Annotated in this window: 21 protein-coding genes and 1 pseudogene; 11 read left to right on the forward strand and 11 right to left on the reverse strand. The window is 63.9% G+C overall.

What is annotated here, in order from left to right; all coding sequences use genetic code 11:
- The first annotated feature begins 32 nt into the window (after positions 1 to 32).
- Positions 33 to 836, forward strand: coding sequence for a DUF4892 domain-containing protein (locus AAHM40_RS17505; RefSeq protein WP_446731586.1), 804 nt, complete (start codon positions 33 to 35; stop codon positions 834 to 836).
- Between the two features lie 100 nt (positions 837 to 936).
- On the forward strand, positions 937 to 2,022 hold the full coding sequence (locus AAHM40_RS17510; protein WP_342245778.1) for an AI-2E family transporter: 1,086 nt from the start codon (positions 937 to 939) through the stop codon (positions 2,020 to 2,022).
- 684 nt (positions 2,023 to 2,706) lie between these two features.
- Here AAHM40_RS17510 and AAHM40_RS17515 read toward each other — a convergent pair.
- Positions 2,707 to 3,615 carry a LysR family transcriptional regulator gene (locus AAHM40_RS17515; RefSeq protein WP_342245779.1) on the reverse strand — a complete coding sequence of 303 codons (909 nt, stop codon included), beginning with the start codon at positions 3,613 to 3,615 and terminating at the stop codon, positions 2,707 to 2,709.
- A gap of 146 nt (positions 3,616 to 3,761) precedes the next feature.
- Between AAHM40_RS17515 and AAHM40_RS17520 the strand changes: the two genes are divergently transcribed.
- The 3 genes from AAHM40_RS17520 to AAHM40_RS17530 all read left to right on the forward strand — a co-directional run bounded on the left by AAHM40_RS17520 (position 3,762) and on the right by AAHM40_RS17530 (position 5,610).
- Positions 3,762 to 4,331: an NADPH-dependent FMN reductase gene (locus AAHM40_RS17520; RefSeq protein ID WP_342245780.1), complete on the forward strand. Its 570-nt coding sequence runs from the start codon at positions 3,762 to 3,764 to the stop codon at positions 4,329 to 4,331.
- Positions 4,332 to 4,461: 130 nt separating this feature from the next.
- Positions 4,462 to 5,199: an SDR family oxidoreductase gene (locus tag AAHM40_RS17525; RefSeq protein ID WP_342245781.1), complete on the forward strand. Its 738-nt coding sequence runs from the start codon at positions 4,462 to 4,464 to the stop codon at positions 5,197 to 5,199.
- Between the two features lie 156 nt (positions 5,200 to 5,355).
- Complete coding sequence (locus AAHM40_RS17530) at positions 5,356 to 5,610, forward strand: Atu4866 domain-containing protein (RefSeq protein WP_342245782.1); 255 nt, start codon at positions 5,356 to 5,358, stop codon at positions 5,608 to 5,610.
- Between the two features lie 60 nt (positions 5,611 to 5,670).
- Here the strand turns inward: AAHM40_RS17530 and AAHM40_RS17535 are convergent, their stop codons facing one another.
- Positions 5,671 to 6,582, reverse strand: a complete 912-nt coding sequence (locus tag AAHM40_RS17535; RefSeq protein WP_342245783.1) for an AraC family transcriptional regulator — start codon at positions 6,580 to 6,582, stop codon at positions 5,671 to 5,673.
- 117 nt (positions 6,583 to 6,699) lie between these two features.
- On the opposite strand from AAHM40_RS17535, the gene AAHM40_RS17540 reads away from it, so the two are divergent.
- Together AAHM40_RS17540 and AAHM40_RS17545 are read left to right on the forward strand one after the other, a co-directional pair.
- On the forward strand, positions 6,700 to 6,837 hold the full coding sequence (locus AAHM40_RS17540) for a hypothetical protein (protein ID WP_342245784.1): 138 nt from the start codon (positions 6,700 to 6,702) through the stop codon (positions 6,835 to 6,837).
- Between the two features lie 136 nt (positions 6,838 to 6,973).
- Positions 6,974 to 7,876 carry a helix-turn-helix domain-containing protein gene (locus tag AAHM40_RS17545; protein WP_342245785.1) on the forward strand — a complete coding sequence of 301 codons (903 nt, stop codon included), beginning with the start codon at positions 6,974 to 6,976 and terminating at the stop codon, positions 7,874 to 7,876.
- Here AAHM40_RS17545 and AAHM40_RS17550 read toward each other — a convergent pair.
- From AAHM40_RS17550 to AAHM40_RS17590, 9 genes and pseudogenes are all read right to left on the reverse strand, one after another.
- Positions 7,847 to 8,041 (reverse strand): flavin reductase, encoded by a 195-nt coding sequence (locus AAHM40_RS17550; RefSeq protein WP_342245786.1) that lies wholly within the window; start codon positions 8,039 to 8,041, stop codon positions 7,847 to 7,849. The two genes, AAHM40_RS17545 and AAHM40_RS17550, sit on opposite strands and share 30 nt — an antisense overlap.
- 148 nt (positions 8,042 to 8,189) lie before the next feature.
- Positions 8,190 to 8,951, reverse strand: coding sequence for an SDR family NAD(P)-dependent oxidoreductase (locus AAHM40_RS17555; protein WP_342245787.1), 762 nt, complete (start codon positions 8,949 to 8,951; stop codon positions 8,190 to 8,192).
- Positions 8,952 to 9,376: 425 nt separating this feature from the next.
- Positions 9,377 to 9,817, reverse strand: a pseudogene (locus AAHM40_RS17560) (response regulator); the annotation flags it as partial.
- Positions 9,818 to 10,094: 277 nt separating this feature from the next.
- Entirely contained in the window at positions 10,095 to 11,000 is a 906-nt protein-coding gene (locus AAHM40_RS17565) for a hydroxymethylglutaryl-CoA lyase (protein WP_342245788.1), read from the reverse strand.
- A gap of 80 nt (positions 11,001 to 11,080) precedes the next feature.
- The gene (locus tag AAHM40_RS17570; RefSeq protein WP_342245789.1) at positions 11,081 to 13,024 is read right to left on the reverse strand and encodes an acetyl/propionyl/methylcrotonyl-CoA carboxylase subunit alpha; all 1,944 of its coding nucleotides are present in this window, start codon (positions 13,022 to 13,024) and stop codon (positions 11,081 to 11,083) included.
- 2 nt (positions 13,025 to 13,026) lie between these two features.
- The gene (locus AAHM40_RS17575; protein WP_342245790.1) at positions 13,027 to 13,821 is read right to left on the reverse strand and encodes a gamma-carboxygeranoyl-CoA hydratase; all 795 of its coding nucleotides are present in this window, start codon (positions 13,819 to 13,821) and stop codon (positions 13,027 to 13,029) included.
- Between the two features lie 101 nt (positions 13,822 to 13,922).
- Positions 13,923 to 15,530, reverse strand: coding sequence for a carboxyl transferase domain-containing protein (locus AAHM40_RS17580; protein ID WP_342245791.1), 1,608 nt, complete (start codon positions 15,528 to 15,530; stop codon positions 13,923 to 13,925).
- Between the two features lie 109 nt (positions 15,531 to 15,639).
- Positions 15,640 to 16,803, reverse strand: coding sequence for an isovaleryl-CoA dehydrogenase (locus AAHM40_RS17585; RefSeq protein WP_342245792.1), 1,164 nt, complete (start codon positions 16,801 to 16,803; stop codon positions 15,640 to 15,642).
- A gap of 41 nt (positions 16,804 to 16,844) precedes the next feature.
- Positions 16,845 to 17,243, reverse strand: coding sequence for a MerR family transcriptional regulator (locus tag AAHM40_RS17590; protein WP_028630063.1), 399 nt, complete (start codon positions 17,241 to 17,243; stop codon positions 16,845 to 16,847).
- Between the two features lie 221 nt (positions 17,244 to 17,464).
- Between AAHM40_RS17590 and AAHM40_RS17595 the strand changes: the two genes are divergently transcribed.
- The 4 genes from AAHM40_RS17595 to qhpG all read left to right on the forward strand — a co-directional run bounded on the left by AAHM40_RS17595 (position 17,465) and on the right by qhpG (position 23,179).
- Positions 17,465 to 19,366: a sigma-54-dependent Fis family transcriptional regulator gene (locus AAHM40_RS17595; protein WP_342245793.1), complete on the forward strand. Its 1,902-nt coding sequence runs from the start codon at positions 17,465 to 17,467 to the stop codon at positions 19,364 to 19,366.
- Between the two features lie 133 nt (positions 19,367 to 19,499).
- Positions 19,500 to 21,233 (forward strand): ABC transporter ATP-binding protein, encoded by a 1,734-nt coding sequence (locus AAHM40_RS17600; RefSeq protein WP_342245794.1) that lies wholly within the window; start codon positions 19,500 to 19,502, stop codon positions 21,231 to 21,233.
- Complete coding sequence (gene qhpE / locus AAHM40_RS17605; protein WP_342245795.1) at positions 21,223 to 21,897, forward strand: subtilisin-like serine protease QhpE; 675 nt, start codon at positions 21,223 to 21,225, stop codon at positions 21,895 to 21,897. The genes AAHM40_RS17600 and qhpE overlap by 11 nt, the downstream gene beginning before the upstream one ends.
- Positions 21,890 to 23,179, forward strand: coding sequence for a flavin-dependent monooxygenase QhpG (qhpG, locus tag AAHM40_RS17610; protein WP_342245796.1), 1,290 nt, complete (start codon positions 21,890 to 21,892; stop codon positions 23,177 to 23,179). Before qhpE ends, qhpG begins: the two co-directional genes overlap by 8 nt.
- Positions 23,180 to 23,286 lie beyond the last annotated feature (107 nt).

Genomic DNA, 23,286 nt, shown 5'->3' on the forward strand with positions numbered 1-23,286 from the left:
GCTCACTCCAGGACACATCGATAAGGATGCGCATGCGCCTCACCCTTCTTGCCGGCTTGCTGCTGGCTGCATCCGCCCAAGCTGCCGATCCGCCTGGCAGCCACGACCTGGCAGCGCTGCCGCGCTTCCCCCACGCCGAAATCACCGATTTCCAGGAGCGCCCGGACCAGGAACGGGTCTTCCCGCAAAGCTCCATCCGCCGCATCAGCAACAAGTTGCGCATGGAGCGCAAGGTCGAAGTCGAAGGGCTGCAGACCTCGGTGACTTATCGCCTGCCCGCTGGCCACAGCTCTGCCGACGCCTTCGACCGCGCCCGAAAGGACCTGCTGGACAATGGGGCCGAGCTGCTCTACTGGTGCCAGGGACGCGACTGTGGTTCCAGCAGCCTCTGGGCCAATTCAATCTTTGGAAACGCCAAACTGTATGGCCCTGATGAGCAACAGGCCTACCTGCTGTTGCGCCTGGCAGAACCGCATCAGGATAGCCTTCTGGCCCTATACAGCATCACCCGGGGCAACCGCAGGGCCTACCTGTATGCCGAGCAACTGGATGCCGGCGCGCCCCTGGGCGAACTGCTGCCCACACCCGATACCCTGATGCGTGAGCTCAAAAGCAGCGGCGAGCTGCACCTGGCGCGCCTACCAAACGAGCCGTCGGTCGCATGGGCCACACTGCTGGGGCGCTGCCTCAACCTCGACAGTACCTTGCGCGTCAGCCTGGCCGGCGCGGGTGCAGAGGCCTGGCGCGAAGCGCTGGTGGGGCAGGGCGTGCGTGCTGCTCGACTGGAACTGGGCGAAGGCAGAGACGTTGGCCTGCACCTGAACCTTCTGCGCTGAGAAACGGTCAGGATCAGTCTCTATGCTTGTGATTGCCGGTCACGCAATGCGTTCTGGCAGGCACGGCCTTTCTTATTCGGCTCGCCGGAGTGATTCAGGGATGTTGAACAACGATCGCTTATTGGTACAGATACTCCTGCTGACCTTACTCGGCGCCTGCCTCTGGGTGCTGGCGCCCTTTGTCTCGGCGCTGTTCTGGGCTGCCGTGCTGGCCTTTGCCAGCTGGCCGCTGATGCGCCTGCTGTGCAACCTGATGAAGGGGCGCGAAACTGCTGCCGCCGGTCTGCTCACGGCGGGCTGGATTGTGCTGGTGGCGTTACCCCTGGCCTGGCTGCTGGGCAACCTGGCCGAGCATGTGCGCGACGTCACCGAACTGGTGAAGGACGTGCAAGTGGAAGGGTTGCCACCGTCGCCGGCCTGGCTGCCGGAGATTCCCCTGGTGGGTGATCGCCTGGTGCGCGTCTGGCATTCCATCGATGCCCAGGGCGCGGCCATCTTCGCCAGCCTCAAGCCTTATATGGGACAGGCCGGCAACTGGGTGCTGGCGCGCAGCGCGCAGATCGGCGGCGGTATTGTCGAGCTGGTAGTGAGCCTGGTGCTGGTGTTCTTCTTCTATCGCGATGGCCCGCGCATGGCCTTGTTCGTCGAACGTGGCCTGGAGCGGTTGATTGGCGAGCGCGCCGAGCATTACCTGGCGCTGGTGGCCGGCACTGTTCAGCGGGTGGTCAACGGCGTGATCGGTACGGCGGCTGCCCAGGCCGTGCTGGCGCTGATCGGCTTCTGGATTGTCGGCGTTCCCGGTGCCCTGGTGCTGGGTATGGTCACCTTCGCCCTCAGCCTTATCCCCATGGGGCCACCGCTGGTGTGGGGGCCGGTCACCGCCTGGCTGGCCTGGCAGGGCGATTATGGTTACGCCATATTCCTCGGTATCTGGGGCATGTTCGTTATCAGCGGCGTGGACAACGTGCTGAAGCCCTACCTCATCAGCCGAGGCGGTAATCTTCCGCTGGTGGTGGTACTGCTCGGGGTGTTCGGCGGCATTCTCGCTTTCGGCTTCATGGGGCTGTTCCTCGGTCCCACCCTGCTGGCGGTGGCCTATAGCCTGATCTCGGACTGGATCGGCGATGCGCAGCCACAGGTGGTGGTTCCGCCGGAGACCAAGGTGCAGGAGGATCCGCCATCCTGAGGGGCATTTGAGCTTGGGCAACCACGTCCTTAGGGCGTGGTCATGAGTCATCGGCTCTGCCTGTGATGATCGAAATGCCTGATTTACAGGATGAAACCGGATTGTCCATAGGTGCCCGGATGCATCCGCGATGCTCCCTTACAGGGGGTCATTAGCAAGTGCACGTTCTACGAACCAGGATGTTTACTCGGCAGGGGTAACCCAGTTGTCCCATGGCTTCGGAGAAGAAACTGTCCTACCCGGAATGGCCCGCGCGATAAAGGGGACCGCAGTTATTGTCTTCCGATGCCGTGCCATCAACTGCGCGTCTTGATGAGCGAGGGCCCGCCTTGGATCGTTGTCCGGCGAAGCGGCGCGTCCGATCCTCAGCTGCTGCTTGTGAACGACCGCATTCGGCCGATTCTATTGAAAAAGGCGGTGCCGTCGCGGTTTGCTGGCGCAAAGCCGAAAAAGCACCTGACGGCGGCACTGCAACGCGAAATCTAGAGCAGTTCGGTGGCAGGCATTGGCTCGGATTTCAACGTCAGCTGCTCACGTTCACCGGCAGAAAATGCAGCGGGTGTTTTTCAACCGAATCGGCCAGAAGCGGTCACCGATTGCCCACACTATCAGGGGCGATTCAACGATGCGTGAGGAGAACTTGGGTTGGAAGCGAGCTTTGTATGCTCGGTTAAGTCCGCTTGGTTAATTGATCTTGAGGTTCGCCGCGAGAAAATCCATGAACGCTCTGACACGAGTGGGCAGCCGTCCACCTTGCCCTACGTAAACGGCATGAACTTCGATCTTATCCGTGGGCATGAAATCTTCCAGAACCGAGACAAGGCGGCCATCGTCCAGGTCCTGCTCGACCTGGCAAAACCCGACGCGGGCAAGGCCAAGCCCAAGAATTGCCAGATCCCTTACGCCATTGCCGTCACTTACCCGGATGTTGCCGGTCACGGAAATGGAGGTGAGTTGGCCGTCAGCCCCCTTGAGGCTCCACTCCATGGCGGGTTGGCTGAACGTGAACCCCAAGCAGTTGTGTCCCACGAGATCGGTCGGAACCTTCGGGGTGCCCTGGGCTGCCAGGTAGGCCGGTGATGCGACGATAAGGCCTCGCGTCTCGCCCAGGCACCTGGCCACGAGATTGGAGCTTTTGAGTGGGCCGCTGCGGATGGCCACGTCTGCCCGCACGCCAATCAGATCGACGACTTCGTCGCTGAGGAAAACTTCCACCGACACCCCAGGGTAGTCTCGCAGGAACTCGTTCAACAGGGGCAGCAGATACAAGCGCCCGATATCGACGTTGCAATTCACCCTTACCGTCCCCTGTGGTGCGGAACTGGCTGCTGCTTCCTGCTCGGCCTCATCGAGTGCAGCCAGGATGGTCAGGCTGCGCTCATAGAATGCTGTCCCTTCAGGCGTGAGCAACTGCCGCCGCGTCGAGCGATTGAGCAAGCGAGCACCCAGCCGGTTTTCCAGCCGCGAAATCAGTTTGCTGACTGCCGAGGGAGTCATGGCACAACTCTTGGCAGCTGCGGTGTAGCCGCCGTCTTCGACGACCCTGACGAACACGCTCATTTCGGCGAAGCAGTTTATATCCAACCGTCTCATATGAATTCACGTCACAAGTTGTATGCCCCGGGGCCGGCTATATCCGCCGTGACGGCGCTCTTACTCTGTTTTCCATAGCCTGCACCACAGCTCGAAACTGGGCAATAGACGTGCCACCGATGGAAATGCCGAGTCTGGAGGATGAGATGAACAGCAAGATCAAGTTAGTCCTGATCTACGGCGGTAAGGATGAAGAAGGCCTCAGTCCTACGCTGGTGAAATGGGCTTCTGAGGTTCTAGCGCAACGTGCTGAGTTCGAGTTCTGCGTCATCGAGGCCGCTGACCTCGTTATCAGTCCTGACCCGGCTGAACACGTACAGCGACACGAAAGTCTTCGCCATCTTGCAAGGGCTGATGCCTTCCTGATCGTCACCTCGGAGCAGAGCAATGGGTATCCCGCCGAGCTGAAAGCGTTCATCGACCAGGTTCCGGTTCGTTGGCACGCAAGGCCTGTGGCGTTCATCGGTTACGGCGGAGAGTCGGGTGGAATGCACGCGATCGATCAGCTCCGCCAGGTCCTGGCCGGGCAGCACGCGGTCCCCATCTGCAACTTCGTGTCCTTCCCCAATCCCTGGGCGCTGATCGATGAGTCCGGGGTGATGCGTCAGCCCGATCAAGCCAGGCTTCCAATGGCTCGGATGTTGGTGCAGCTGAACTGGTGGGCGAGAGCCCTGAAGGCTGCGCGGGAACAGGTGCCCTATGAACTGGTGAGCTAAGAGTCAGCACAACGGAGTCGCCGCAGAAATGGGCAAATACTCCGGAGGAATCGACTAACGGGCGCTAGTTGCCCGTCCTTAACCTTGTTTCCAGGCCCGCTCACTGGGCGAACAGAAGAGGAAACCGACCATGTTGAACATCCAAGGAAAAGTCATCGCAATCACCGGCGCAAGCAGCGGTATCGGTGAGGCTACCGCGCGACTGCTGGCGAGCCATGGCGCGAAAGTGGTGCTCGGCGCTCGGCGCACCGACCGCCTGGAAATGATCGCTCGCGATATCAGCGCCGCTGGCGGCATCGCGAAGTTTCGCGCTCTGGACGTCACAGACCGCAAGGACGTCCAGGACTTCATCGACTATGCCGTTGCCCAGTTCGATCGGGTCGATGTGCTGGTGAACAACGCTGGTGTGATGCCGCTTTCCAAGCTTGAGGCGCTCAAGGTGGATGAGTGGGACCGCATGATCGATGTGAACATTCGTGGTGTGCTGCACGGTATCGCCGCGACATTACCGCTGATGCAACGCCAACGGGCGGGACAGATCATCAACATCGCCTCTATTGGTGCCTATGCGGTGAGTCCGACTGCGGCCGTTTACTGCGCCACGAAGTACGCCGTGCGAGCCATTTCCGAAGGCCTTCGCCAGGAGGTCGGCGGGGACATCCGGGTCACCGTCATCGCGCCTGGCGTTACCGAGTCTGAACTGGCCGAAAGTATCTCGGACGAGGGTGGTCGCGCCGAGATGATGGAGTTTCGCAAGATCGCCATTCCGGCCGACGCCGTTGCGCGAGCGATTGCCTACGCCGTCGAACAGCCTGCGGAGGTGGATGTGAGCGAGCTGATTGTGCGGCCCACGGCGAGCCCGTTCTGACGGGGCGCGCAATTGAGTACTGAGTTCGACGCTGGCCTTCGGGCCAGCCCAGCGCTTTGGTTGTTGTCTTGGAGCTTGACCATTGCTCTGCTGTTGCCGCTCTCACAGGCTGGAGCCGGGCAATCCCCTACTCAACTCGCACAGAGGAGCGATGAAATGGCACGTCCTTCAGGTGATCAGAACAAGTATGTCGGCATGTGGGTTACCGCAGATGGCCGTATTCGTCATGAGCTACTGGTCGGCGGCCGCTATGACGAAGCCCGCGGCATCAAGAAAAGCGCTTACCAAGGGCGCTACTGGCTGGAGGGCGACCACATCGAGTACGTGGACGATACCGGCTTCACCGCTGACGGTGAGTTCCGCGACGATGTCCTCTATCACGCCGGCATGGTCTTGTATCGCGAGAGGTAGTCGGTTGTTGAGCGGCCAGGAGACAGTCCCTGCTGGCCAGCCCGTGTCCATCGCAGGCATTCAGGCAATACTGCGCGGGCTCAATGAATCCCTCGACGGCGCCACTCCAAACAACCTGCTGTACTCGCGGCTGAACTGCGAGGGGCTCTCATAGCCGACCTGAAAGCAGGCTGACGAGACGTCGAATCCTTCACTGATGATGAGCCGCCTGGCCTCCTGAAGGCGCAGCTGTTTCTGATATTGCAGCGGGCTCATGGCCGTGACGGCCTTGAAACGCTGATGCAGGGTGGAGGCGCTGAGATTCACTCGCTTGGCGAGGTCCTCGATGCGCAGTGTGTCTGTGTAGTGCTTGTTCAGCCAGTCGATAGCCCGGGTGATTCTGTGAGTCTGGCTATCGGTGAAGGTGACTTCGTAGAGGCGTTGGCCCTGGCCGCCGTGCAGCAGGCGGTAGAAAATTTCGCGTATGGCCAGAGGCGCTAGCGGCGCGACGTCCCGAGGCGTATCCAACAGGCGGACCAACCGGAGCAGCGCATCGAGTATCGGCACGTCGATGCGCTCCAGGTAGAGCCCAGGTTTTGGCGGACTTGGCACTCCAATCGGGCTGACATCGGTAATCAGTTGCGCAATCTCGAGTGGGTCTATGTCCAGCCTGACGCAGAGGTACGGCTTCCGTGGACTGGCTTCGATCACCTTGCCGGCCAGCGGCAGGGTTACCGAGACGACCAGGTAGTTCAGTGGGTCGTAGATGTAGCGCTCATTGTGCAGCTGTATCTCTTTCCTGCCTTGTGCGACTACGCAGAGTCCGGGCTTGTGCACGGTGTGGATCAGGTCGGTGGGGGAGTCACTGCGAACAAGATGCAGTGAGCTGATTGTGGTTTCGTGCGTGCCGTGGGTCGAGGCGTGCCGTTGTATCAGGGCGGCCAGCTCCTCATGACGGCGGATGATGTCCTCTGCTGCGCACTCAACATTCATAGCTCTGCACTCTCCTGTGGCCGAAGGGGGACTGAAAAGGTCATCCGAGCCTTTTACCAGAATCTCTTCTAGTCCTTGTGATAACGCTGGTAGGCCGGTATCCAGAATGAGATATGAATGCAATTTCTAGACTATCTCGACATCGACGTGACACTCGGTTGGTGTTGGGCGAACGTCACGCCCGACAAGGCCATGGTGCAGCTCAGCCGTTGGATTGAAAAATGTGGAGATGCGTCCATCAGTCGAAGTCAGTGAACAATAGGGTGCCGTCGGCGCATCTCGTCAAGGGAGATAGGGCTGGAGAGGTTGGTTCGGCTCCTGAAGGCGCTGGTCCAGGCAGTGGACAGTGTCGTCGAGAAGCATTGACGTGATTGGAAGTGAGGAGCGCGAAGTGAGCAGTACGGATCGCACGTCTGCGGAAGGACTGGAGGCCTATATCCAGGGCGAGCGACTGGCTGCATCCGCAGACAGTGCCTCCAGGGACGTCCTGGTTCAGATCTTCAACCGCAGGCGGGTTGAGGAGACATTCATAGTTCCCGCGGTAGCTGAACCTCTGGTCGTCTGGATCCTCTCTGGGCATGCCATTGTGGAAGAGCGGGAGCTTGGCGGCGAATGGGCGCGCACCGAAGTTTCCAACGGCGACTTCTTTCTCACAACCTCTGCCGTGCCCTACGAAATGCGCTGGAAGGTCAGCGGCCATGAGCCGTTCGAGGTGATGCACATATATCTCGGCATCTCGTTGCTTGAACGCGCGATGCAGGAGGTGCATGGCGCAGCGGCGGTTAGCTTGAAAGAAATCTCAGGCGGACAGGACGCAGCGCTCTCTCAGCTCCTCGAGCAGTTTCGAATTGAGCTGACCAGTCACCATGAGGTCAGTGGTTTGTTCATCGCTGGCATCGCCCAATGTCTGGCCGTGCACCTGGCAAGGAACTACCTGGATGCCTCCGCCGAGAACCTCGCTCGGCGTAATGCCCTGCCAGCCTTCAAGCTCAAGCGCGTCTTGGGCTTGATGGAGAAGGGGCTCCATCTGGAGTTCAGCCTTGGCGACCTGGCGCTGGAGGCAGGTATGAGCGAATACCACTTCAGCCGGTTGTTCAAGAAAGCCACGGGCCATTCGCCCTCCCAGTACTTCATTAGCATGCGGATGGCCAAGGCACGTCAGCTGCTGATGGAAACGGGGATGAGCATCATCGACATTGGCATGGAAGTAGGCTATTCCAGCCCCAGTCACTTCTCCCAGGTGTTCCGCCGTCAAGTGGGACTGTCACCTAGCCAGTATCGGGCGCAGCGTTAGTGCCCGGATATTGATGCCGCACTCCTGGCTGTGCCGAATGAGGTCGTAGCTGTGGTTGCCGGTCCAGATGTAGCAGCCGAACAACGCAGGGGAAAACTGCATCATCATGTGCCACCCCATGGTCATGATGTTCCTCTCGCCTTTGTAGGCGGAAGTCACCAGCACAATGGGGCCCGTTTCAAGGTGGCGCCTGGTCTCGATAAATGGGTAATCGGATTTCTTCTACGCGGGCATGGCCATCTCCTTACTGGGTCCCGTGTCGCTACTGGGGAGGGGATACAGCGACTTTCTGTACCCCCTCAAACCGAGTGGATCAGCCCACTCGAACACTCATCCCGCCGTCGGCCATCACCACCGAACCGACCATGAAGCTGGCGCGATCGGAGGCGAGGAACGCAACAATCTCGGCAATTTCCTCGGGAGAGGCTGCGCGACCGATCGGAGCCGACTTGCCATGTTCCGCCAGGAAGCTGGGGCCATCCTCCATGAAGTGGTTGAGGAGGTTGGTGACCACGTTGCCGACGCCGATGGCATTGACCCGAATGCCATGCTCGATGACTTCCAGGGCAAGCGTACGGGTCAACTGGGCTAAAGCGCCCTTGGACGCGGTGTAGGCGGCGATGTCGGGGAAGGCGAAGTAGGAGGCGTAGGAGGCGATATTCACGATCGCGCCCGCCTTCTGCTTCGTCATCGCCTTCACCGCTTCACGCGAATGCAGGAAAGCGCCGGTGACGTTGGTCTCCATCTGCCAGTTCCACTCCTCGCGAGTCAGCTCTACCACCGGTTTGTAGATGATGCGGCCGGCGTTGTTGACCAGGATATCCAGCCTGCCGAACTCCTTTACCGCCAACGCAACAGCCTGCTCCGCTGAGCCGTCTTTGGTGATATCGGCAATGAAAGGGACCAGCCCGGGACGGGCCAGTGACTCGACGCTCGGGTCGATATCTTCGGCGATGATCTTCGCGCCGCGGGCGTGCAGTACCTCGGCTATCGCTTTACCGATACCGCTGGCGGCGCCGGTTACCAGGACGACCTTACCGGCTACTTCATTTGGGGTAGATGTGAAATCAGTCATGTCATCTCTCCAGTGAGAAGGCTTGGTTACTGAGATTCGAAGCAGATCGCTTCGGACGATTTCACTTTCTCTCAGGAAGGCTCGCGCCTCTCTTGGGGAATTGCGGAGGCTGTTGGGGTTTTGCGCGAAACTGCCCAAAGGGATAACTCGCCTGGAAAGGCGAAACCAGAAACATCCGCAGAACTCGGCAAGCAACCAGTCTCAGGACGCTCTAGCAAGACTTAACGCAGGCATAGCCAATGGGTGAGCCGGCCACCCCGGAGGTGGCCGGCACCTTCAGGCTGACAGGCTCAACTGGCTTCCCACGCGGCGGCTGCTGTAGCCGGCTCCTGTTTCGTACCGCTTGAGCAAGGCCGCCACCAGGCGCTCGTACCCCTGGTCTTCGGTGCTGCTCGCCGCCTCGTCGGTTTGGCCGAACTGCTGCTGCGGCTGTCGGCGTGTGGCGTGTCGCGGTCGTCGCGCACCCGGCGCAGGATGGTCTGGATGCGTGCCACCATTTCGCGTGGCTCGAAGGGTTTGGCCAGGTAGTCATCGGCACCCAGTCCCAGGGCGATGATGCGGTCCGCCGGCTCACAGCGGGCGGCGAGCATCAGGATCGGGATATCCGACTTCGCGCGCAGCCAGCGGCACAGGGACAGGCCATCCTCGCCGGGCAGCATCAAGTCCAGCATCACCACGTCGAAGCGCTCTTCGGCCAGAGCCAGGCGCATGGCCTGGCCATCGTCCACGCCCACCGCCTCGATATTGAAGCGTGGCAGATAGCCGCAGAGCAGCTCACGGATGGGCGCGTCATCGTCCACGATCAGGGTGCGGACGCTCCAGCGGTTCCGGGTAAAGGGCGTGTCCGAAGCGGAAGTCGATTGCATGGTGAAGCTCGTGCCGAGGGGGAGGGCGGACGTTTGCCGGCCCAGGAACTCAAGAAGGGATGCTGCCGCCCGCGAGGCGTTGCGGCCATTAGCGGGCAAGACTGGGGCAGGTGGGCATCGAGGGCATGTCGGGTTTGTATCGGGGAGGATACAAAGCGGCCGAACGCGTGCGTGCTTCTGCTGGACGAGCTCATTGGCGATGGACGTTGTGAGGCGCGGTGGATTCCCTCACGTCCAGCCCTTCCCCATTCTGAGAGGGCTGGGAGTGGAGGATGCCTCAGCCTGCCCGAGCGAGAATGGCACGCGCCACCCTCGACCCGTTCTCCTTGCCCAGCACCGCGCAGATGCGTTGCCCGGCGTCCACCAGCTTGTTCATATCGATACCGGTCTCGATGCCCATGCCGTTGAGCAGGTAGAGCACGTCCTCGGTGGCGACGTTGCCGGTGGCACCCTTGGCGTAGGGGCAGCCGCCGAGGCCGGCGACCGAGCTGTCGAACACGGTGATGCCTTCCAGCAGGCTGGCATGGATGTTCGCCACGGCCTGGCCGTAGGTGTCGTGGAAGTGGCCGGCGAGGCGGTCACGCGGTACACGGGTGCCCACCACATTGAACAAGTGGCGGGTGGCGCCGGCGGTGCCGGTGCCGATGGTGTCGCCCAGGGAGACTTCGTAGCAGCCCATGGCGTAGAGCTCGGCGGCAACGCTGGCCACTTGCTCGGCGGGCACCTCGCCGTCATAGGGGCAGCCCAGCACGCAGGACACATAGCCACGCACGCTGATGCCGTGGGCCTTGGCCGCGTCCATCACCGGCACGAAACGCTCCAGGCTCTCGGCGATGGAGCAGTTGATGTTCTTCTGCGAAAAGGACTCGGACGCGGCAGCGAACACCGCCACTTCCTTCACCCCGGCCTCCACGGCGGCTTCGAAGCCCTTGAGGTTCGGCGCCAGGGCGGCGTAGGTCACGCCGGCCTTGCGCTGGATCTGCGCGAAGACTTCGGCGGAGCCTGCCATCTGCGGCACCCACTTGGGCGAAACGAAACTGCCCACCTCCACATAGCCGAGGCCAGCGGCGGTGAGGTCGTCCACCAGGCGCACCTTGTCGGCGACGCTGATGGGTTGTTTCTCGTTCTGCAGGCCATCGCGCGGGCCGACTTCGACCAGACGGACCTTGCTGGGAATAGTCATTGCGTCATCTCTCGATTCGGGTGTTGGGCAGCTCGTAGGATGGGTTTCGCGGACTTTACCCATCCTACGGTCTTACCGGGTCAGGCCTCTTCCAGCTCGACCAGGGCGGTGCCTTCGTTGACCAGTTCGCCCTCGTTGCAATACAGCGCCTTGACCACGCCATTGTGGGGCGCGCGGATGCTGTGTTCCATCTTCATGGCTTCGAGCACCACCAGGGCGGTGCCGGCTTCGACTTTCTGACCGGCCTCCACCAGGACGCGCACGATACTGCCGTTCATCGGCGCCGTCAGCCCGCCGTGATGGGCGTGGCTGGCTTCGACTTCCTCGATCGGGTCGACGCGGCCGACGCTGCGCAGCTCGCCATCCCACTCCAGGTAGAGGGTTTCGCCCCGGCGGATCGCCAGGTGCTGGCGGCGCAGGCCATCCTGCTCCAAGGTGACGTGTTCGCTCTTGAGCTGGATCGGGCTGACGGCGGTGCCGCGCAGGCGGACCACCTGGCGCTCGTCGCCACAGCTCAGGTGCAGGTCGGTCGCGCTCGGCAGGCCGGCACGCCAGCCGCTGTTGCGGCTCCAGGGCGAGTGCGGGTCGTCGCCGCGCACGCGCTCGATTTCGCTCTGGCGGAAGGTTTCGCCAGCCACCTGCCAGAAGAGCGGGGGCAGGGCGGCCGGGGCGGGGAGCAGCTGCTCCTGATGACGGGCAATGAAACCGGTGTCCAGCTCGGCAGCGGCGAAGGCCGGGTGGGCCAGCACGCGGCGCAGGAACGCCAGGTTGGTCTTGAAGCCGCCCACGGCGGTTTCGTCGAGCATGGCCAGGAGGCGTTGACGGGCTTCTTCGCGGTTCTCGCCCCAGGCAATCAGCTTGGCCAGCATGGGGTCGTAGAAGGGCGATACCTCGTCGCCTTCAGCCACACCGCTGTCCACGCGGCGGCCCGGGCCGGCGCTGGCTTCGCGGTAGAGGGCGAGGCGGCCGCTGGCGGGCAGGAAGTCTTGGTCCGGGTCTTCGGCGTAAAGGCGCACTTCGATGGCGTGGCCGATCAGCGGCACCTGCTCCTGGGTGATGGGCAGCGCTTCGCCACGGGCCACGCGAATCTGCCAGGCCACCAGGTCCAGGCCGGTGATGGCTTCGGTAACCGGGTGCTCCACTTGCAGGCGGGTGTTCATCTCCATGAAGAAGAAGTCGCCGCGCTCATCCAGCAGGAATTCCACGGTGCCGGCGCCCACGTAGCCGATGGCCTGGGCAGCACGCACAGCGGACTCACCCATGGCCTTGCGGATTTCCGGTGAGAGGCCGGGGGCGGGCGCTTCTTCCACGACTTTCTGGTGACGGCGCTGGATGGAGCAATCGCGCTCATTCAGGTACAGGCAGTTGCCATGGCTGTCGGCGAATACCTGGATCTCCACATGGCGCGGTTTGAGGACGTACTTCTCCACCAGCATGCGCGAGTCGCCGAAGGCAGACTGCGCTTCGCGCTGGGCGGAGGCCAGGGCTTCGGCCAGCTCGCTTTCACGCTCCACGACCTTCATGCCCTTGCCACCGCCACCGGCGGCGGCTTTCAGCAGCACTGGGTAGCCAATGCGCTCGGCTGCGGTGCGGAAGGTTTCCAGGTCCTGGGCCTCGCCGTGGTAGCCAGGCACCAGTGGCACGCCGGCCGCTTCCATCAGCGCCTTGGCGGCGGACTTGCTGCCCATGGCGTCGATGGCGGTGGCCGGCGGACCGAGGAAGATCAGTCCGGCCTCGGCGATGGCGCGGGCGAAGCCGGCGTTCTCCGAGAGGAAGCCGTAGCCGGGGTGGATGGCCTGGGCGCCGCTGGCTTTGGCGGCGGCGATCAGCTTGTCCACCAGCAGGTAGCTCTCGGCCGGCTTGGCGCCGCCCAGGTCCACCGCCATGTCGGCCTCGCGCACATGGCGGGCGTTGCGGTCGATGGCGCTGTGCACGGCCACGGTGCGGATACCCAGCGCCTTGGCAGTGCGCATGACGCGGCAGGCGATTTCACCGCGGTTGGCGATCAGCAGGGTCGTGATCATTGTTATTGCTCCTGCCAGGACGGTTTGCGTTTCTCCAGGAAGGCGCGCAGGCCCTCCTGGCCTTCGGGGCTCACGCGGATGCGGGCGATGGCGCTTTCGGTGTAGCGGCGCAGGTTGGGGCTGAGGTCTCCGCTGCCGACTTCGCGCAGCAGGTCCTTGGTGGCGCTCATGCCCTGCGGGCTGTTCTGCAGCAGGTTGGTCGTCCAGGCTTGCACCGCCTGGTCCAGCTCCTCGGTTGGATAGCACTCGGCGAGCAGGCCCAATTCACGGGCGCGTTCACCGCTGAAGCGTTCGGCGGTCAGGGCGTAGCGGCGCGCGGCACGCTCACCGATGGCCTGGACGACGAAGGGGCTGATCACCGCTGGGGCCAGACCAATGCGCACTTCCGACAGGCAGAACTGCGCGTCCACGGCGCCGATGGCCATGTCGCAGCAACTGATCAGGCCCAGCGCGCCACCGAAGGCCGCGCCCTGCACCACCGCGAGGGTTGGCACCTTGAGGTGGTAGAGGTTGTACATCAGCTCGGCCAGCTCGCGGGCATCGTCGAGGTTGGCGGCATAGTCGAGCTGTGCGGACTCCTGCATCCAGGCCAGATCCGCGCCAGCGGAGAAGTGCCGGCCACGGCCGCGCAGGACCAGGAAGCGCACCTTGCCGTGGTCCTTGACGGCATCCAGGGCGAGGATCAGCTCGCGGATCATCCCGGCGTTGAAGGCATTGTTCTTGTCCGGACGGTTCAGCCAGAGGGTGGCGACGCCGTTGTCGGCGATGTCCAGTTGCAGCGTGTTGAAGTCGGTCATCCTGCTCTCCTGTAGGAGCGAGCTTGCTCGCGATCAGCGGTGGTACCCGGGTTCGCCAGCAAGCTGGCTCCTACGATGGCTCCACCGGTCGCGAGCAGGGTTTACATGCGGAACACGCCGAAGGTGGTTCGCTCGATCGGGGCGTTGAGGCTGGCCGAGAGGGCGAGGCCGAGCACGTCGCGGGTCTGCGCCGGATCGATCACACCGTCGTCCCACAGTCGCGCGCTGGAGTAATACGCATGCGCCTGGCGCTCGTATTGCTCGAGGATCGGCTGCTTGATGCGGGCTTCGTCTTCGGCGCTCAGGCTGTGGCCGGCACGCTCGCTCTGTTCGCGCTTGACCTGGGTGAGCACGCCGGCGGCCTGCTCGGCGCCCATCACACCGATGCGCGCGTTGGGCCACATCCACAGGAAGCGTGGGTCGTAGGCGCGGCCGCACATGCCGTAGTTACCGGCACCGAAGCTGCCGCCGATGATCACGGTGAATTTCGGCACCTTGGCGCAGGCCACGGCGGTCACCAGCTTGGCGCCGTGCTTGGCGATGCCGCCTTCTTCGTACTTCTTGCCGACCATGAAGCCGGTGATGTTCTGCAGGAACAGCAAGGGGATGCCACGCTGGCAAGCCAATTCGATGAAGTGCGCGCCTTTCTGCGCGGCTTCGGCGAAGAGGATGCCGTTATTGGCGAGAATGGCGATGGGGTAGCCGTGCAGGTGGGCGAAGCCGCACACCAGGGTGGCCCCGAACAGCGCCTTGAATTCATCGAACTCGGAGTCGTCCACCAGGCGGGCGATGACTTCGCGCACGTCGAAGGGCTGCTTGGCATCGGCCGGGATCACCCCGTACAGCTCATCGCTGGCATAGCGCGGGGCCAGGGGCGTGCGCAGGTTCAGCTCGCCAGCCTTGCGCCAGTTGAGGTTGGCGATGCTGCGGCGGGCCAGGGCCAGGGCGTGCTCGTCGCTCTCGGCGTAGTGGTCGGCCACGCCGGATACCTTGCAGTGCACGTCGGCGCCGCCCAGTTCTTCGGCGGTCACCACTTCACCCGTGGCGGCTTTCACCAGCGGCGGACCGGCGAGGAAGATGGTGGCCTGGTTGCGCACCATGATGGTTTCGTCGCTCATTGCCGGCACGTAGGCGCCGCCGGCGGTGCAGGAGCCCATGACCACGGCGATCTGCGGGATGCCCATGGCACTCATGTTGGCCTGGTTGAAAAAGATGCGGCCAAAGTGCTCACGGTCCGGGAACACCTCTTCCTGGCGCGGCAGGTTGGCGCCACCGGAGTCCACCAGGTAGATGCAGGGCAGGCGGTTCTGCTGGGCGATGGTCTGGGCGCGCAGGTGCTTCTTCACGGTCAGCGGGTAGTAGGAGCCGCCTTTCACCGTGGCGTCGTTGGCCACGATCATGCATTCCACGCCTTCCACGCGGCCGATGCCGGCCACCACGCCAGCGGCCGGTACGTCTTCGCCATAGACCTCATGGGCGGCGAGCTGGCCGATTTCCAGGAAGGGCGAACCGGGGTCCAGCAGGCGATTGATGCGCTCGCGGGGCAGTAGCTTGCCGCGCGAGGTGTGGCGTTCCTGGGCCTTGGCGCCGCCGCCTTCATGGATGCGGCCGAGCAGGCTGTGCAGGGCGCCGACCTGTTCGAGCATCGCCGCGCTGTTGCGGGCGAAGTCCGGGGAACGGGTGTTGATCTGGGTGTGCAGGATGGCCATCTGGCGCGCTCCGTCGGGTGTCTGTGCCGGCGCTTTCCTGTAGGAGCCAGCTTGCTGGCGAAGGCTTGTTCGCGAGCAAGCTCGCTCCTACAGGGGCTCGGTGTGGCGATCAGCGAGTTTCGTTGTACAGCTCGCGGCCAATCAGCATGCGGCGGATTTCGCTGGTACCGGCGCCGATCTCGTAGAGCTTGGCGTCGCGCAGCAGCCGGCCCGCCGGGTACTCATTGGTGTAGCCGTTGCCGCCGAGCAACTGGATGGTGTCCAGGGCCATCTTGGTGGCCATTTCGGCGGTGTAGAGGATCACCGCGGCGGCATCCTTGCGCGATTCCTCGCCGCGGTCGCAGGCCTTGGCCACGGTGTACAAATAGGACTTGGAGGCGTTCATGCCGGCGTACATGTCGGCCAGCTTGCCCTGCACCAATTGGAACTCGCCGATGGACTGCTTGAACTGCTGGCGCTCGTGCACATAGGGCAGCACCACGTCCATGCAGGCGCTCATGATCCCGGTCGGGCCGCCGGAGAGCACGGTACGCTCGTAGTCCAGACCGCTCATCAGTACGGCCACGCCACGGCCTTCCGCACCGAGGATGTTTTCTTCCGGCACCTCGACATCTTCGAACACCAGCTCGCAGGTGTTGGAGCCGCGCATCCCCAGCTTGTCCAGCTTCTGGTGGCGGGAGAAGCCCTTGTAGTCGCGCTCGACGATGAAGGCGGTCATGCCGCGAGAACCGGCGTTGACGTCGGTCTTGGCGTAGATCACGTAGGTGTTGGCGTCCGGGCCGTTGGTGATCCACATCTTGTTGCCGTTGAGCACGTAGCGGTCGCCTTTCTTCTCGGCGCGCAGCTTCATCGACACCACGTCCGAGCCGGCGTTGGGCTCGCTCATGGCCAGCGCGCCGACATGCTCGCCGGAGCACAGCTTGGGCAGATACTTGAGCTTTTGCTCGTGGGTGCCGTTCTTGCGGATCTGGTTGAGGCACAGGTTGGAGTGGGCACCGTAGGACAGGCCGACCGAGGCGGATGCGCGGCTGATTTCTTCCATCGCCACCACGTGTGCCAGGTAGCCCATGTTGGTGCCGCCGTATTCCTCTTCCACGGTCATGCCGAGCAGGCCCATGTCGCCGAACTTGCGCCACATGTCCATGGGGAACTCATTATCACGGTCGATCTGCGCGGCACGCGGGGCCAGTTCGGCTTGGGCGAACTGATGGACGGAATCGCGCAGCATGTCGATGGTCTCGCCGAGACCGAAGTTGAGGGTGGGATAGCTCATCGTTACACCTGTGCTTGTCATTGTCGGTGAGTGGGGAGGGGTCAGGCGTTGACGCCCTGTTTGCGTTCGGTTTCGGCCATGGCCGCCAGGCAGCGTTCCTCGGCCGTATCCAATTCCAATTGCATCTGCTGGATATCCAGCAACTGCTGCTCAAGCTGCGCGCGGCGCGCGGCGATCTTGTCCATGAAGGTCTGCAGCTGCTTGCGGTTGCCGCTGCTGGGGTCGTAGAGGTCGATCAGTTCCTTGCATTCGGCCAGCGAGAAACCGATGCGCTTGCCCCGCAGGATGAGCTTGAGCGCCACCAGGTCCTTCGGGCTGTAAATGCGTTCCTGGCCACGGCGCTCGGGGCTGAGCATGCCTTGCTCCTCATAGAAGCGGATGGCACGGGTGGTGACGTCTAGTTCGCGGGCCAGGTCGGAAATGCTGTAGGTGGTGGGCATGGTCGGGACTCGTGGCGATGTTTACCTTTACGTTAACGTAAACCTGTGCCAACCTGACTGTCAACTACGCTGCGCAGCAGCAGGCGACGGCCGGAATGGCCTGATACTTGCTGCCTGCAGGGGAGTTGGCCCGCTCTTTACGGACGTGGGCCGGGGGTGTAGACATTCAAGGCGTGCGACTTCACCGCCGGTCCATGCCGGGGCGCACGCTGGAGCGAGAGATGGCGCAAGACATTCGAATAAAAACCGCTGCCGATCCCATGCACGAGTCGCGGCAGGCTCGTTTGAAACTGGCCAGCGAAGGCGAACTGCCCCAGGGCGTGCTGCGCGACGAGATCGATGCCTCGTGGCGGCGCAGTCTCGGGCACGGCCTCAATTGCCTGGAAGGTGAGCAGGTGGAGCAGAGGCACGACCTGCAAATGCTGCTCGACAGCAACCGCCTGCTGATCGATGCCGCCACGCCGGAACTGGAGTACCTGGTCAGCCAGCAGGGCAAGGGCGGGCTGATCATCCTCGGCGATGCCCAGGCCAACGTCCTGGCTATCGAAGGCCAGACCGAATTCCTCAAGAGCTTCGGCCTGCGCGACCTGCGCCCTGGCAGCTGCTGGAGCGAGTCCCTGCGCGGCACCAACGCCATCGGCACCGCAGTAGTGGAAGGGCGCCCGACCCTGATCAACTGCGGCGAGCACTACCTGGATCGCCTCAGCCCGTTCTCCTGCACCTCGGTGCCCCTGCGCGACCCCCAGGGCCGGGTGGTCGGCGTGATCGACCTGACCCGCGAAGGGGTCATGGCCCAGCCCCAGGACAACCTCGCCACCCTGATGCTGGCCGCCGGCAACATCGAGAGCCGCATGTTCGGCCTCTGCTTCCCGGATCATCTGGTGCTGGCCTTCCATAGCCGCCCGCAATACCTGGGTAGCGCCTGGCACGGCCTGCTGGCCGTCAGCCTGGACGGCGAAGTACTCGCGGCCAACGAGCGTGCCTGCGACCTGTTGCAGATACGCCGCGAAGCGCTGGTGGGCCGCCGTTCGAGCGACCTGATCGGTGAACGCTCGCCGCAATTCATCGCTCGTCTGTTGCAGGGCGGGGTGAGCAGCGTGCAGACCGCCAAGGGCGAGTTCTTCTTTCGCGCCCTTCAGGTGCCGCGCCACACCAGCCTTGGTGGCCCTGCACCCGCTGCCAAGGCGCCGGCCTCGCAGAAAGCCTTGCTACTTGATGAACTGGCCGGACGCGACAGCCGCTTCGCCCGCGCCCTGCGCATGGCGCGCCAGGGCCTGGCCAACGAGCTGCCAGTGTTGTTGCTGGGCGAGACCGGCACCGGCAAGGAAGTGGTAGCCCGCGCGTTGCACCAGTCCAGCCCGCGTGCCGACAAACCCTTCGTGGCGGTGAACTGCGCCGCCATCCCGGAGGGCCTGATCGAGTCCGAACTCTTCGGCTATCGCGAAGGCGCCTTCACCGGTTCGCGTCGCGGCGGCATGGTCGGACGGCTGATGCAGGCCCACGGCGGCACCCTGTTCCTCGACGAAATCGGCGACATGCCGCTGAGCTTGCAGGCGCGCCTGCTGCGGGTGCTGCAGGAGCGCAAGGTGGCGCCGCTCGGTGCTGGCGAAGAACAGGACATCGACGTCGCCGTGATCTGCGCCACCCACCGAGACCTCAAGCGCCTGGTGCAGGAAAAGCACTTCCGCGAAGACCTCTACTACCGCATCAATGGCGTCAGCCTGCGCCTGCCGGCCCTGCGCGAGCGCGATGACCTGGTCGGGATGATCAACGGCGTGCTGCACAAGTTCGGCGCGTCCAACGTAAGCCTCGACAAGGACCTCACCGAGCTGCTGTCCGGTTACGACTGGCCGGGCAACATCCGCCAGCTGGAAATGGTCCTGCGCTCGGCGCTGGCCATGCGTGAGGCGGGCGAGAAAGTGCTGGGGCTGGATCACCTCACCGACAGCCTGCTGGACGAACTGACCGCCAGTTGCCGCCAGCCCGGCAGCATCCGCGAGAACGAGCTGGAGCTGATCCGCGGCGCGCTGGACCGCCACCAGGGCAACGTTTCGGCCGCCGCCGACGCCCTCGGCATCAGCCGCGCGACCCTGTATCGCAAGCTCAAGCAGCTCAGGGGATGAGAGGCTCTTGTAGGGGCGAATTCATTCGCCAAGGGCAACGCAGTTGCCCCAGACACCCATGGGGCAGACCTGCGGCCTGCTTGGCAAATGAATTCGCCCCTACAGTGCTCCGGTTCTCCCTGGCAGTGATTCCATGACCCGTCTCCTCCTCAAACTGGTGGAAACCAGCGACCCCGACCTGCTGCGCCGCGCCCTGGCCTGGCTCTATGGCTTCGTCCGCCCGCAACTGCGTGCCATCCTCGTGCTGTTGGGCCTGTCCCTCGGCGCCTCCCTGTTGGTGCTGGCCCAACCCTGGCTGACCAAGACCCTGATCGACGACGGTCTGCTCGCCAAGGACTTCGGCCTGCTGGTGCAGGTGGCGGTGGCGATGATCGCCGTCGGCATCCTCGGCACCGTGCTGTCCGGCATCAACCGTTACCTGCACACTCGGCTCTCGGGGCGCATCCTCTTCGCCCTGCGTGATGACCTCTATCGCCACCTGCAGCAACTCTCGCCCGCCTTCTACGGGCGCAAGCGCATCGGCGACATCCTGTCCCGGCTGGATGGTGACGTGGCGGAGATCCAGCGTTTCGCCGTGGATTCGCTCTTCTCGGCGGTTTCCAGCGTCATCGGCCTGATCGGTGCGGTGACCCTGATGCTGCTGCTGTCCTGGCAACTGTCATTGCTGCTGGCGCTGCTGATCCCCATCGAAGTGCTCTGGCTGCGCTGGATGCGGCGTAAGGTCGAGCGCGAGGTGCGCAGCCTGCGCGAGCGCTCCGCGGACGTGTCGTCGTTTCTGGTGGAAACCCTGCCGGCGATGAAGTTCATCCAGGCCGCCGGTCAGCAGAAACGCGAATCGGGCCGCCTGGAAAGGCTCGGGCAGGGCTATATGAGCCAGTTGCTGCGCGTGCAAATCACCGAGTTCTTCACCCATGCCGTGCCCGGCACCCTGACCTCGCTGTCCCGCGCCTGTGCCTTCCTCATCGGCGGCTATTGGGTGATCCAGGGCACCTGGCAGTTGGGCGCGCTGATCGCCTTCTCCACCTACCTTGGCATGGCCGTGGGGCCGGTGCAGAGCCTGTTGGGCCTCTACGTTGCACTGCAACGGATGACCGTGAGCCTCGGCCGGGTGATGGAACTGCAACAGGAGCCGGTGCCCGTGCGCCAGCCCGAAGCGCCCAAACCCATGCCAGAGGGCAGGGGAGAATTGCGCCTGGAGGGCGTTCATTTTGCCCACGAGCAACGTGCCGGTGCCGTGCTGTGCGACGTAGACGCCTGCATTCCCGCTGGCCTCAAGGTCGCCATCAGCGGCGCCTCGGGCGTCGGCAAATCCACCCTGATCGACCTGCTGCAACGCTTCTACGACCCGGACCAGGGGCGCGTCCTGCTGGACGGCGTCGACCTGCGCGAGCTTGACCTCTTTGCCCTGCGCCGGCGCATCGCCGTGGTCAGCCAGGACATCGTCCTGTTCCGTGGCACCCTGGCCGAAAACCTCGGCTACAGCGCCCCCGACGCCAGCCGCGAGGCCCTGGAACAGGTGGCGCGCCTGGCCCGTCTGGACAGCCTGATCGACTCCCTGCCGCACGGCCTGGACAGCCAGTTGGGCGAGCGCGGCCAGCAACTTTCCGGCGGCCAGAAACAACGCATCGCCATTGCCCGTGCGTTGCTACAGGACCCGCTGATCCTGGTGCTGGACGAAGCCACGTCGGCGGTGGACGAAGCCACCGAGCGCGAAGTGATCGCCGCCATCGACCAGCTTTTCGCCGGGCGCACGCGCATCCTTATTAGCCACAGGCCATCCACCCTGGCGCAGGCCGACATCGCCTTCCGCCTGGAACACGGCCAGTTGCACAGCCTGGAATCCGAGCAGGTAAGCCATGGCAAATGAACTTGCCGTCGGCATCATCGACAGCGGTTTCGCGCGGGAGCAGGGGAGCCGCGTCACCCTGTCCCGACGCTTCTGGCTGGAAGGCAATGAGTTGCTCGATGGCGACACCCAGCCGGATGCCCTTGGCCACGGCAGCGTGGTGCTGGACACCCTGACTCGTCAGGCTGCGCCGATGCGCCTCTGCGTGGCCCAAGTGTTTGTGGAGCGCTGGCAGACCAGCCCGCTGCAGATAGCCGCTGCCCTTCACTGGTTGATCGAGCAGAACGTCGCCCTGGTGAACATGAGCCTTGGTCTGCGCCACGACCGCCCGGTACTGCGTGAGGCCTGCGTGCTGGCCCACACCGCTGGCATCCTGCTCTGCGCCTCCAGCCCGGCCCAGGGCGAGCCGGTGTACCCGGCGGCCTATCCGGGCGTGATCCGCGTGACCGGCGACGCACGCTGCGCGCCGGGGCAATGGTCCTGGCTGAACAGCCCGCAAGCCGACTTCGGCGCCCCTGTGGCGGCGGCCAATGGCGTGGCCGGTTCCAGCGTCGGTTGCGCGGCCCTCTCCGGCATCATCGCCGGCTTCCTGCAAGCCCGTCCCGGCGCCGGTCGCGAGGATGTGCTCCAGTGGCTACGCGAGGGGGCGGCCTTTACCGGACGGGAGCGCCGTGGCCATGACTGAGATCGTCGTGCTCGGTGCCGGCCCAGCTGGCGCGGCGGTGGCCCTCGGACTGCGTCGGCTGGGCTACTCCGTGCGGGTGGTCAGCGAATGGCGCCGTTTTGCGGCGGTGGAAGGGGTGTCCCAACGGGTACTCGATGGGTTGCGGCAAGCCGGTCTTGATCGTGCGCTGGCCTGCGCCGCCGCTCCCTCGCCGCGGCGGGTGCAGTGGAACGGCGATGGCCAGTCGATCAATCAGGAATGCCTGCTGGATCGCCCTCAGTTCGATGCTGCCATCCGCGAAGACCTGCGCGCTGTCGGCATCGAGGTGCTGGAGTCGCGCGTGCTGAAAGTGGAAGGCACGGGTAACGGCCATCTGATCCATATCGAACCCGGCGAACCCCTGCGCGCAGACTTCCTCGTCGAAGCCCGTGGCCGCCAGGCGCCGCTGGCCGGTGGTCGCCTGCGCGGACCGGAAACCTTGAGCCTGCTCAACCAGTGGCAGGACGTCCCCGATCAACCGGCCTCGGCGGTGGAAAGCCTGCCCGATGGCTGGGCCTGGATGGCGCGTCTGACGGACGGCCGCTGCTACTGGCAGATCACCCTGGATGCCCGCGATCTGCCGCCCAAGGAGCAACTTCCCGACTACTGTGCCCACCGCCGCAGCGAGTCCGCGCTGGTGCGCGAGCTGTTTGGCGCCCAGGCACTACAGCCGGCCAGCCTGCACGCCCGCAGCAGCACGGCGATTCTCTTCCACGAGGCGAGTGGCCCCAACTGGCTACGGGTAGGGGATGCCGCGATGGCGGTGGACCCGCTGTCCGGCAACGGCATCTTCCAGTCGCTGTCGTCGGCCCTGCAGGCCCCGGCGGTGATCAACACCCTGATTCAACGCCCCGAATGCGCCGAACTGGCCCGGCGTTTCCACCATCGCCGGGTGGAACACCTCTTCCTGCGCTTCGCCCGCACCGGGCGGGACTTCTACGCCCTGGAACAACGCTGGCTGGACGCAGCCTTCTGGCGCGATCGCCGTACCTGGCCCGACGCCGAGCCCCTGCACGCGCCGACGGACTTCAGCCAGGTGCGCGTGGAGCGCGCACCGGTGATCCATGGCGACCTGATCGAAGACGCCGACGTGGTTGTAACGGCGGACCAGCCGCTGGGCATCTGGCACCTGCAAGGCATCGAACTCGCCCCCATCGTTTCCGCCCTGCATCGGGGTGAGCTGACCCAGGCCCTGGCCACCCTCCCGGAACAGCCTCGTCGCCTGGTGCAAGGCTGGCTGCTGGCCCAGGGTTACAGACCCTGAACCCGCTTAGGCCATTGCTTGTTCTGTGGGGGCGAATTCATTCTGCTTGGCGATTGAAATGGCTATGCCTGCATTAGGTGTTGTAGGCAGCTGCATTGCCCGTAGGA

Origin of the sequence: Pseudomonas sp. OTU5201, from assembly GCF_038440135.1 — a bacterium.
Classification (GTDB): Bacteria; Pseudomonadota; Gammaproteobacteria; order Pseudomonadales; family Pseudomonadaceae; genus Metapseudomonas; species Metapseudomonas resinovorans.